Source organism: Actinoplanes sp. GCM10030250 (assembly GCF_042666575.1).
In the GTDB taxonomy this organism is placed as follows: domain Bacteria; phylum Actinomycetota; class Actinomycetes; order Mycobacteriales; family Micromonosporaceae; genus Actinoplanes.
Map to the genome: position 1 here is coordinate 39,659 of NZ_JBHTDO010000028.1, position 11,416 is coordinate 51,074.

An 11,416-nucleotide genomic window follows, 5' to 3' on the forward strand; every position below is an offset into this window, starting at 1 on the left:
GCCATCCCACACCGGGAGGAGAAACGCCATGCACCAACGTTCAGCAGGGTGGCGCCGCATCACCGCGGCGCTCACCCTTCCGATAGCGCTCGTTCTCGCCGCAGGGTGCTCCACCTCGAGCAACACCCCTGCCGCCGAAGGTGAGAACCCCACCCTGACGATCAAGATCGGCAGCTCTCAGCCGGAGAGCCAGCCGAACTACTACTGCGGCATGAAGCTGCTCAAGGAGCGGATCGAGGCACAGAACCTCGGCCTGACCATCGACATGTTCCCCAACAGCCAGCTCGGCCCGGACGCCGAACGCTATGCCGGCGTGCAGAGCGGCGACATCGACATCGACCTGCAGGGCGGCTCGGCGATGTCCACCGCCTTCCCGCAGATCGGCGTGCTCGACGCGGCATACGCGTTCGACGACATCGACCACTTCTTCAAGTGGGTCGACCAGAACGGCAAGGACTTCTTCACCGACTTCAACACGGCGACCGACACCACCATCGTCGACGCCTGGTACTTCGGCATGCGGACGTTCACCGCCACCAAGCCGATCCGCAAGCCGGCGGACCTCGCCGGCCTGAAGGTCCGCTTCCCGAACACGCCGCAGTTCCTCGCCAACGCCGAGGCGCTCGGCGCCAACGCGGTGGCGATCGCCGTCGAGGAGCTCTATCTCGCGCTGCAGCAGGGCATCGCGCAGGGCCAGGAGAACCCGGTGGTGGCCACCCACGCGCAGAAGTTCGACGAGATCCTGAAGGTCGCCAGCCTCACCAACCACCAGGTCGGCGCCCACTACGTCGTGGTGTCCGACAAGACCCTCGACAAGATGAGCCAGCCGCAGAAGGACGCGCTGTTCAAGGCGATCCACGAGATCCGCGCCGAGAACCGCAAATGCGTCGACGACGAGACCGAGAAGGTCCTCGACGGCTGGCGCGGTGACTCCAGCCGCACCGTCGTGGAGATCGACCAGGTCGACCGGGCGGCGTTCATCAGCAAGGCTGAAGCCTTCTTCAACACCCACTACACCGGCGAGAACCTGGAGCTCTACAAGAGCATCCGGGCGTCGGCCTGACCGAGGCAAGGGGGCCGGCGATCCGCCGGCCCCAAACCAAAGCCCTGGAAGAGGTACGGGTGACCAGCCCTCAACAAGCGCATGTCCTGGCCGGGCTGATCGGGTCGGGCATCGGGTCGTCGCACTCACCGCTGCTGCACCAGCGTGAGGCGGACCGGCAGGGAATCCGGCTCCTCTACACGATCATCGACTCGGACGCGTACGGCCTCACCGCCGACGACCTTCCTGGTCTGCTCCGCTGGGCCGGCAAACTGGGCTATCGAGGACTCAACGTCACCTACCCGTTCAAACAGCAGATCGTCCGGCACCTCGACCAGCTCTCGGCGGAGGCGAGAACCCTCGGGGCGGTCAACACCGTGGTCTTCGCCGACGGCGCCACCTGCGGCTACAACACCGACGCCGTCGGTTTCGCACGCAACTTCGATCGGAACTTTCCCGCCGCGCCCAGAGATCAGGTGGTGCAACTGGGCGCCGGCGGGGCCGGATCCGCGGTCGCGCACGCCATGCTGACCCTGGGCGCGGGCCACCTCACCCTCGTCGACGTCGACACCGCCAAGGCGCACCGGCTCGCTGCGCTGCTCGCCGGCGAGTTCAGCGACGACCGGATCGCGGTCGGCGCGCACGCGGACCTGACCGGGCTACTGGCGGGCGCCGACGGCGTCATCAACACCACCCCGATCGGGATGGCACACCATCCGGGCTCACCTGTCGCGCCCGGCGACCTGCGCAAGGACATGTGGGTGGCCGACATCGTCTACCGGCCGGCCGACACCGCCCTGCTCCAAGCGGCGCGCGCGGCCGGCGCACCGACCTTGCCCGGCGCCGGGATGAGCGTCTACCAGGCGGTTGCCGCGTTCGAGCACTTCACCGGGGTTCCCGCGGATGCCGCAACGATGCTCGCGGACTCCGAGGAATTGCTGCGGTCCGGCCGCTGATCCCCCCTGTCGCCGGGCCGGGGCGGGTCAGCGGATCGCCTGGGCTGCTGCGGCGCCCTGAGCGATGGCGGCGTCGGCGGAGGCACCGAAGCCGGCCTCGCCCACCGTGAACCGTTGCCAGTTTCCGGATCCGAGCACGACCGGTGCCGGCACCGTGCCCTGTGAGACCAGCAACGGACCGGACTCGTCGATCCATTCGCGGGATCCGTCGCGTCCGATGAGGAGGCGGTTCGGCTCGATCCCCTCCAGAGTGGTACCCAGCAGAATCCGGACCGCGGGGTTCGCGGTCAGCCGCGGCACGGCGAGGATCTTCTCGCGGCGGCCGGCTTCCGGGGCGAGTTCCCGCTGGGCACCGATCAGAAGGACGCGGACTCCGGTGCCGGCAAGGGCGTCGGCGACCGCGAGTCCCGCCCGGTCGGCGCCCCAGACGGTCACCGTCGCACCGTCGTGTCCGGAGCCGTTCCGAGCGAGCCAGGCGCGCACGCCGGCGACCCGCGGCAGGTCGATGCCGGGCACCGCGGGCAGCGCGTCGATGCCGCCGGTGGCCACGATCACCGCGTCCGGCGCGACGTCGGCGACCACGGCCGGATCGGCTCGTGCCGACAGCCGTACGTCCACCCCGGCGCGTGCCAGTTCGCTCAGGTACCAGGCCGTCAGCCGGCCGAACTCCGGGCGGCTGGGAAGGCCGGCCGCCAGGCGGAACTGGCCACCGGCGACGGGAGCCGCCTCGAGCAGGGTCACCCGGTGCCCTCGCGCCGCCGCGCCCAGGCTCGCCTCCAACCCGGCCGGTCCCGCCCCGATCACCAGCACGCGCCGGCGCGTGACCGGCGGCGGGGTGGGCTCGGACTCCCGCGAGGTTGCCGGGTTGACCACGCACCAGATCGGCCGCTGTGTGTGTACGACGTCGATGCATCCCTGGTTGCAGGCGATGCACGGCCGGGGGGCGCCGCCGTCCAGGACGGTGCGGGCCCAGTCCGGGTCGGCGTGCAGCGCGCGGCCGATCGAGACGAGGTCGGCAGCGCCCCCGGCGAGCACGGCCTCGGCGGCGTCACCGGTGGAGATTCGGCCCGCGACCGCGACCAGCCGGCCGAACCGCCGGTAGGGCGCGGCGTACGGCGCCAGCACACCGCGCGGGAACTCACCCGGCTGGACGATCCACTCGCCGGCCTCGTAGCTGCCGGCCGAGACGTCGATGACGTCGACCAGGTCCAACCGCATCCGCGCGGCCGCGTCGAGCGTCGCCCCGGCGTCGAGCCCGTCGGGTACCCCCTCCATCGCGGATACCCGCAGGACGAGCGGTGCGTCCGGGACGGCGTCACGGACCGCGACGATCACCTCGTTCACGAACCGCACCGGGTCGGCGTACCGGTCGGTGCGGTGATTGGTCCGTGGTGAGAGGAACTGGTGTATCAGGTAGCCGTGAGCGGCATGCAGTCCGACGACGTCGGCGCCCGCATCCACGCAGCGGCGCGCCGCATCGGCGAACGCGTGCACGATCTGGGCCGTTTCGCCGGTGGACAGCTCGCGGGGAACGCGCCCGGCGTACGCGACAGGCGAGGGCGCCACCGGCTGGTAGCCCGACACGTGCGGTTCAGCGACCCGACCGGCGTGGTTGAGCTCCACGCCGAGCAGCGCCCCCTCGGCGTGGACCGCGTCGCACAGGGCACGCAGCCCCGGCACCACGTGTTCGGCGTGGGCGCCGAGCTGGAGCACCCTGCCGCGCCCGTCGGGCCGGACATAGGTCGCCTCGGTGAACAGCAGAGCGGCACCGCCGGCCGCTCGGGCTCGCAGGTAGGCGATGTAGCGGTCGGTGACCCGGCCGTCGCGCGTGCCGTAGTTGCGCTCCATCGGTGCGGCGACGATCCGGTTGCGCAGCAGCAACCGGCCGACCCGCAGCGGCGAGCCCAGCAGAACCGGCCTGTTCACGGTTCCGGCGATGGCGATCCTCCTCCGGATCCGGGCCACGGTCAGCGGCCGATGCCGGACTGCCCGGCTTCGAGGATCGTGGTGCGGGCGTCCGGCTGCAGGAGGTAACCGGCTCGAACGTTGCGCTGCGTCACCCGGGCGACCTGAGCGACGTAGGCTCGGTGCGACGGGTACAGCGTGGCGAGAGTGGCCTGGTCGAAGGGCCGGTGCCAGCCGTAGGTGCTGCAGCCGGTCGCGTTGTTGGTCGCGGTGGCCACGTCGTGCTGCGAGAGCCGGATGCCGCCCAGCGCGTTGCCGTACTGATCGCGGGTGATCTCGGTGGTCCCCGGGACGGTGCCGATCCGCGGTGCGGTGGGAGGCGGTGTGCCTTTGCGAATCCACCGGACCAGGTGCTGGGCGGCTGCCGCGAACACGTAGCGGCTGGGGATGAGCGAGATGGGCTCGGCGCCGGGCGGCAGGCCCGTACAGAAGGTGATGGCTGGGAGGTCGTCGCGCGCGTTGTTAGGGATTCGGTACTGCACGTTCTGGTAGGTGGTGTGCGGCGCTCCCGCAATCTGCCAGGTGCGCAGGGCACGGCTGTCCGGCTGGTTGTTGCTTTCCACGGTGCCGACGGTCAGATCCCATTCGGACATGACCTTGAACACTGGAGTCTTCAGGCGGTCGAACGCCGGGTCCCGGCGGATCACGTGGTCGAAGATCGGGATGGCCAGGAGGAATCCGTCGTAGACACGCGCCACGGGGTGCACCGAGTTGATGTAGGGGACCAGCCGGGCCGCTGATTGCGAGGCACCCGTTGCGATAAGCGTGGTTCGTGCGAGCCCGTGCAGCGGATCCACCCCGGCCGGCTGCCGGAGGGCCCGGCCGACCTGCGACAGGATGTCGAACGCCAGGTTGTTGACCTTGGCGTTGTCGGGGGTGAGCGGCGTGTCGGCCGAGGCGGGGCAGCTGCTGCCCGGGCGTGGTTCGACGTTGAGCGCGCCGTACCGGTGGGGACTCCAGGTGCGCAGTTGCTGGATGACGTTGTTCTGCAACGACAGGCCCACCCAGGTGGCGCCCGCGCGTATGTAGGCCTCGTAGCTGGTCGCCGCCCAGGTCGAGTCGATCTCGTAGCCGCTGGAGGCGTTGAGCCACTCGACGACCACGACGCCGTTGGACTTGGTGCGATCCAGCGGGCGGCGCACGATCATCCGCGTGTGGTACGGGTTGCCGCTTTCGATGACCGTGCCGGTCCGTAGCCGGGGTGTCTCGTAGCAGCCGGCCGTTCCCGAGACGAAGAACTCGTCCTGGACGTAGCCGTGGCTGGACAGCCATACCGGATCCGTGGATGCGAACGGATAGTCGTGGGACTCGTTTCCGACGAGCCCGTGCGCCACCGGACCGGTCACCGCCGGGATCGCCACGTCGGCCGGACCAGTCAGCGATCGGGCGTGGGCCGGCGCGGACACCGTCACGTCCGCACCAGCCATGACGCGGGCCGGCTGTGCGATGCTCGCCGCCGGCGTAAGGCTGACCAGCAGAACGGCAGCCGCCAACCCGGCAACCGTTCTCGGCACCTGAAGCGATCGGTTGTCGGGCATGTGGTCCTCCCATCGTCGAACCGCCTCGATGAGGCGGTCGGATCAGAGCCGTTTCTTGTCCCTGGGCCGCCGGAAGGCGGACTTGCTGTAGTAGCGGACGCCGTCGGGCTCGAGGCTGTAGTGCTTGAGGAAGTCCCACAGCAGCGGCGACTCCTCGGCCATCGTGTTGTGTGAGCGGTACAGGTTCTTGGACAGCTTCAGGACGGGGATCGCGGTGTCGTCGTCGCGCCAGGTCCAGGTCTGGAAACGGTCACGCCAGCCGTGGCGTACCCCGGCGACGGTGTCCACGTCGGCGAGCGTGAGCCCGTTGGTGCGCAGGTGGTACTGCGCCCAGCCATCGAGCGCGTTCTGCGTCTCGTCCCAGAGATCACCGGCGAGGAAAGCGAGGTCGCCGTACCCGTAGATCTGGTAGTTGGGGATCCTGCGGCCGCTGGCCGGGACCTGAACACCGTCGATGCCGACCGTGCCCGCGGCGTCGGGGGCGGTGGTGAACGACGTCGAGGCGACCGCGGCGAAGTACTCCGGGTAGGCGATCGCGAAGTTCTGCGTCACCGCGCTGCCGGCGGACTGCCCGGTGGAGTAGAACCTGGCCGGATCGACCGCGAGCTCGTCGGTGATCAGCTCGCGCAGCTGCCGGTAGAAGGTGTTCGAGTCGCGGTGGCTGACCGAGACGGAGGTGGCGCTGTACTGCTCGCCGATGACGACCAGGACGAAGCCCTCGCGTTCGGCGACCTTCCACCACTGGGTGGCGTCGAAGAAGACCTTCGCGGTCTGGCTGTTGCCGGGCCAGACGAAGACGACCGGAGCCCGGTCGCCCCACAACCGGCGGGCGGAGCGGGGGACATGGACGAGGTACTCACGAGGGAAGCCTGCGACCATCATCGTGCGCACCTGGACGCCGAGTCTCGCGTAGTCGGCGCGTTCGAAGAGCTGGTTGCCGTAGGCGAAGAAGTTCTCGTACCTGGTGTAGCGGGTCAGGAAGTCGACGATGCGGTGGGTGCCGGCCGGGCGCTGCTGGACGACCACCTGGGAGATCGGGCCGGCGTACGACGTCATCCAGCGGCGGGAGTCGCGGCGTTGCGGGTACACGCCGCCATCTCGGGCGCGGCGTTCGGTGTCGTTGGCCCGCTTCCAGTAGGACAGGCTCGCGTCGATCGAGTTCCGGTCGGGCTGGATGTAGAGGGTGGGCAGGACCGTCTCGTCGTACCTGATCAGGTCGAAGCCCTCAGGGAACTCGACCGGGGTGTAGCCGTCGGTCTCGCCGCCGAATTCGCGGCCGGCGTAGGAGTTCAGGAATTGCGCACTGAGGCCGGGCGAGTCGACGTACGCCTGGCTGATGACACGCAACGGGTGCGCGACCGCCCAGGCCTCCAAGGCCGCGGCGCCGGCGCCGTAGCCGGCGAGATAGTGGAGACCGAAGATCGAGAAGTAGCGGTTGTTCTGGAAGAAGGCCATCGCGGCCTCGACGTACGCCGCCTCCTCTGCGGGACCGCCCCAGCCGCCCGGACCGGGCTCCAGGACGAACAGGCCCTCCTCCCGCCGGTCGGCGATGCCGGCCCAGCCCGCTCGCTGCAGGAACTCGCCCGTCGCGACGCCGTCGGGCACCGCGATCACCGTGAAGTAGGACCGGATCGGCGTCTCGGGCGAGATGTAGACCTTCACGGTCCGGTCCCCGAACGACTTCGTCCAATACCCGGTCATCTCCCGCGGCAGCTTGCTGGCCCGGGAGTAGTCGTAGGCGGGGAAAGGGCGGCCGTCGAGGGACTGAGGCTCGCCGAGCGGCGCCGCGCCCTTCGCAACGGCAGCCGAGGTGGACAGGGCCTGGTTCGCCAAGGTCGCACTCACCGCGAGGGCGGCGGTTCCCTGGAGCAGGCGGCGTCGATCGATCGTGCTCATTACTGTGGCCCTTCCGTCGGTGACGGCTCTGGTGCCCGCGTCGACCGGGCGGGGAATCGAGCCCGGCGAGGCGGGTGTTGCCGCCTCGCCGGGCCCGGTGGGCGTGTCCTACTTGCGGACCCGCACCGTCGCTGTCGATGTGAGCTGCTTCTGGTTTCCCTCGTGCAGGAAGTTCGCCACCAGCGTCAACGGCACGGCGTCCCCCTCCGGCACGTTGTTGTCGAGGTCGGCCTTGTCGAACACCACGAACAGCGTGCGGCCGATCGCCTTGGCCTGCTTGGCCGCGACGGGTGTCTGCGACAGCGGCGTTCGCAGTTCGACATCACCGTCGAGCCGGTAGCCGGCCGGAAGGCGCAGCGTCGCCGTCACCACGCCGTTCACCGAGGTGAAGATCCCGGTCCGCGAGCCGAGGTCGATGGTCGCGGGGACGAACCGCAGTGCGCCCGGCAGGTCCTGTGGTGCCGCGTACACCTCGATCTTGCCGGTCGGCCGCGGGTCGGTGCAGTCGTTGAAGTAGTAGTCACCGGCGCGGTCGAACGTGAACGCGAAGCGCTCTCCCGGGTCCAGCCGGGGGTTGAAGAGCCCTTCGAAGTACTGGGTGGCGCAGTGCGGCCGCTGGTTCGGGAAGTTCGGGAAGGTTTCCGCTCCCGGGTTCAGGAAGGTCACTGTGGTACCGACCGGCACCCGCAGGTGAGTCGGTGCCATGCCGCCCTGTGAGGTGCTGTCCCGCGCCGCGGCGGTGTCGGTCGTGCGGTTCTGGCGGCCGAGGTAGACGGTGTTGTCCACCGTCGCCCCCTCGACCGGGCTGCCCTGGACGGGACGGCGGATCGCCAGCGGAGCTGTGTCCGGCCCCTCCTGGCTACCCGACTCGGTCGTGTAGGTGCCGCCGAGTTTGAACGCCCACAGCGAGTCGCCCTGCGTCACCGAGCCGCCGTACGGGTTCGTGGACCCGGCGGCGAGAACGGCGACGTACTGTTCGCCGTCGACCGTGTAGGTGATCGGAGCGCCGGCGATGCCCGACCCGGTCTGGAACTCCCACAGCACGTCGCCGTCGCGGGCGTCCATCGCCAGCAGGCGGCCGTCGATCTGGCCGGCGAACAGCAGGTCCGTCGCCGTCGTCAGGGGCCCCTGGCCGTGCGACATGTCCGTGCCGAGGTGGTTGCGCCACTTCACCTTCCCGGTCGAGGCGTCGTAGGCGAGGATGCCACCGGTCTGGTACTGGCCGATCGCCCGCTGCCCGTTGGCCGCGGCGCCGTTCCAGTGCGCCACCGGGTTGGTGCCGTAGGGGTAATAGACCAGGTTCGTGCTGTGGCTGTAGGAGTTGTTCGACCAGTCGGCGCCGCCGTTCTGGCTGGTGGTCGACAGGATCGGCAGATCCCACTGCGGGTCGTACATGCAGCCGCGGCGGTGGTCCGAGGGGCTGCCCTGCGGGTACGTCAGGAACGGCTCGTCCGCCGCGACGTAGCTGTCCGGGTTGAAGACCAGATTGCCGTTCGCGTCAGGTTGGTAGCCGTTGTAGTTCGGCACGGCCCGCCACGGGTCGCCCGGAACGTTGCGCGGGTCCAGCTTCTGCCAGACGACGCACTCGGGCAGCAGGCGCTCCGCCGGGAAGGGCTGGGTCGCGGCGTTGTTCTGCCGGGAATCCTGGATCATCGGCTTGTCGGCGACCGGGAGCACGGGCTTGCCGTTGGTCCGGTCGAGCACGAACTGATGTCCCGACTTGCTGCCGTAGAACACCACCTTGCGCTTCTGGCCCTTGATCCTGATGTCGGCCAGGGTCGGCGGATGGACGTTGTCCATGTCCCACACGTCGTGCCGGATCGACTGGTAGTGCCACTTGTACGCACCGGTCTTCATGTCGACCGCCACCATCGTGGTGGAGAACAGGTTGTCGCCCGGGCGCAGGGAGCCGTCCTGCGAGCTCCGGCAGCTGCGCGGGTTGCCGAAGGTCATGTAGTAGAGGCCGAGGCCGGGGTCGACCGCGCCGTGCATCCACGGCGTGGCACCGCCCTCGAGGCTGCACTCCGTGCCGTCGGGCAGCGGCGGGCCCCAGGTGGCGCCGGCGTCGACGGAGTTGCCGTTGACGTCGGTGTAGACGGTTCCGCGGCTCGGCCCGCCGAAGAAGTGCCACAGGTAGGCGCCGTCGCTGGCGCGGACCGCGACGACCGCGGCGCGGTCGCCGTTGGCGGCGTGGGCGTAGACCACGCCGTCGTTGTACACGGTCGCGACCCGGTCGAAGTTGCCCAGCTCGACGCCGGCCTGGACCGCCGGCTGCACGACCCAGGCCTGTTCGCCGGTGTCCTTGTCGAGGGCGACGATGCGATCGCCGTCGGCCAGCGTGTAGATCTTGCCGTCGCCGATCGAGACGCCGCGCCGGGTGCCCGCCGTCGCGAAGCCCTCGGGTGCCCACTTCCACTTCGGCTCACCGGTCGCGCCGTCGACGGCGATCACCTCGCCGCCGGGGGTGTCGAGGTAGATGACCCCGTCGGCGACGATGGGCGTCGTCTGCTGGCCCACGTCGTCGCTGGCCGGCGCGACCGCCGAGACATGCGTGCGCCAGACCGGGCCGAGCTTGTCGAGGTTGCGCCGGGAGATCTGCTTCAGCCCCGAGTAGTGCTGGTTCGCGAGGTTGCCGCCGACGGCCGGCATGTCCGCCCCGGTCGGCTCCAGACCCGGCGGTTCCGTCCGCTCGGCGCCCCCGGCCGGGGCCTGGGCGACGGCTGCCGACGGGCCGACGGCGACAGCGACGGCGAACAGGATCGGTGCGAGAATTCGTGGTTTCATCGATCGCCTCCGCGGTGGCTATTTGCGCTTGGCCGGTGTGCAGAACGGTTCGAGGCCCATGGCGGACTTGATGCCGTGCCGCAGGTGCGCCTGGAACTGGGCTGCTCCGGGGGAGGCCGAGTTCTCCTGGAAAGCGGCACCGTCGTGCCCGAGGGTGGTGACCCAGGAACGGCCGCCGTCGTAGTACTGGCACCAGGTGACCGGATGGAAGTCGCCGTGCCCGGGGTGTGATCCCTCCCCGCCCGCGCCGTCCGCCAGCGTCCGTTCGTCGACGGTGGCGAGGAAGTTCACGTTGGTCGGGAACGGGACGAGGTTGTACCACTCGTCGGAGAAGCCCCAGCGTCGCGGAAGGCCCTTTGTCGACACATCCCGGTCGTTGACGACGACGACGTCACCGGGCTGGCTGCGGCCGTGGTTGTAGTAGTTCGCGTTGCCGAGCAGTCCTTCGTACCACTGCCAGCCGTACTCGGTGCCGAAGGCGTTGTGGACGCCGACGAATCCGCCACCGCCCTGGATGTACTTGCGCAGCGACTCCCGGGCCCAGTCGAGGCGGGTGCCGCCGGCCGCGCCCCGCGCGTGGTTCCACAGGGTGTCGCGGGTGGGGCTCATGAAGATCACGGCCTGGTAGCTGGAGTTCAGCCGCTCCATCGCCTGGACGTCCTCGGTGACGTGCACTTCGATGCCGTCGGCCTCGAGCATCCTGATCAGCCCGGCCTGCGCCACATTGGAGGCGTCCAGGGGCCGTGGCCAGGCCGCCGGGTCGCTGTGGTCGTGCGTGATCACGTACGGGCGGGGCAACGCGAGCCCTTGGACACTCGCGTTGTCCGGGTCCAGGACCCGCCCGAGGTTCGCGTGGCGCGGTCCCGCCGTACGGGAGTACACCAGCACCTTGTTGTCCCGCTCGGTTCCCCAGTCGCTGTAGCAGGCCGGGTCCACACCGCGGCACACGCCGTACACCGGGTCGATGGCGGCCGGCTTGCCTCGGTGTTCCTGCGGTGGACCCTTGAACGCGAGGGCCGAGGCCGGCGCGAGGATCGCGAGCGCCGCGAGCGGCACCACCGTCTTGAGCCAATTGTTGTTCACGCTGGGAACTCCCGTCCGGAGGTGGATTCCAGGGGCAGGCTGTCTCGCACTTGCCCCCGGTCGGCGCCGTGCCTGCCGGCGGAGCCGCTGGCGGCGAGCAGGTGGGATCGCCGGACGCCGTAGGGGTCAGGTCCGCTTGGTGGACTACTTGT

Annotated in this window: 7 protein-coding genes; 2 read left to right on the forward strand and 5 right to left on the reverse strand. The window is 69.9% G+C overall.

The window, feature by feature from the left end:
- Positions 1–28 precede the first annotated feature (28 nt).
- Complete coding sequence (gene dctP, locus ACFQV6_RS30230) at positions 29–1,063, forward strand: TRAP transporter substrate-binding protein DctP (protein ID WP_378031024.1); 1,035 nt, start codon at positions 29–31, stop codon at positions 1,061–1,063.
- Between the two features lie 59 nt (positions 1,064–1,122).
- On the forward strand, positions 1,123–1,998 hold the full coding sequence (locus tag ACFQV6_RS30235; protein WP_378031025.1) for a shikimate dehydrogenase: 876 nt from the start codon (positions 1,123–1,125) through the stop codon (positions 1,996–1,998).
- A 27-nt stretch (positions 1,999–2,025) separates the two neighbouring features.
- On the opposite strand, the gene ACFQV6_RS30240 is transcribed toward ACFQV6_RS30235, so the two are convergent.
- The 5 genes from ACFQV6_RS30240 to ACFQV6_RS30260 all read right to left on the reverse strand — a co-directional run bounded on the left by ACFQV6_RS30240 (position 2,026) and on the right by ACFQV6_RS30260 (position 11,264).
- The gene (locus ACFQV6_RS30240) at positions 2,026–3,924 is read right to left on the reverse strand and encodes an FAD-dependent oxidoreductase (RefSeq protein WP_378031026.1); all 1,899 of its coding nucleotides are present in this window, start codon (positions 3,922–3,924) and stop codon (positions 2,026–2,028) included.
- Positions 3,925–3,965: 41 nt separating this feature from the next.
- Positions 3,966–5,501 (reverse strand): alpha/beta hydrolase domain-containing protein, encoded by a 1,536-nt coding sequence (locus ACFQV6_RS30245; RefSeq protein WP_378031027.1) that lies wholly within the window; start codon positions 5,499–5,501, stop codon positions 3,966–3,968.
- 42 nt (positions 5,502–5,543) lie between these two features.
- The gene (locus ACFQV6_RS30250) at positions 5,544–7,397 is read right to left on the reverse strand and encodes a hypothetical protein (protein WP_378031028.1); all 1,854 of its coding nucleotides are present in this window, start codon (positions 7,395–7,397) and stop codon (positions 5,544–5,546) included.
- Positions 7,398–7,505: 108 nt separating this feature from the next.
- Positions 7,506–10,181: a PQQ-binding-like beta-propeller repeat protein gene (locus ACFQV6_RS30255; RefSeq protein ID WP_378031029.1), complete on the reverse strand. Its 2,676-nt coding sequence runs from the start codon at positions 10,179–10,181 to the stop codon at positions 7,506–7,508.
- 18 nt (positions 10,182–10,199) lie between these two features.
- Complete coding sequence (locus ACFQV6_RS30260; protein WP_378031030.1) at positions 10,200–11,264, reverse strand: ThuA domain-containing protein; 1,065 nt, start codon at positions 11,262–11,264, stop codon at positions 10,200–10,202.
- Positions 11,265–11,416 lie beyond the last annotated feature (152 nt).

Bases quoted from the DNA above. Each gene is read 5' to 3' on its own strand.
- dctP (WP_378031024.1), top strand. From the start codon at position 29: ATGCACCAACGTTCAGCAGGGTGGCGCCGCATCACCGCGGCGCTCACC.
- ACFQV6_RS30245 (WP_378031027.1), bottom strand. From the start codon at position 5,501: ATGCCCGACAACCGATCGCTTCAGGTGCCGAGAACGGTTGCCGGGTTG.
- ACFQV6_RS30250 (WP_378031028.1), bottom strand. From the start codon at position 7,397: ATGAGCACGATCGATCGACGCCGCCTGCTCCAGGGAACCGCCGCCCTC.
- ACFQV6_RS30255 (WP_378031029.1), bottom strand. From the start codon at position 10,181: ATGAAACCACGAATTCTCGCACCGATCCTGTTCGCCGTCGCTGTCGCC.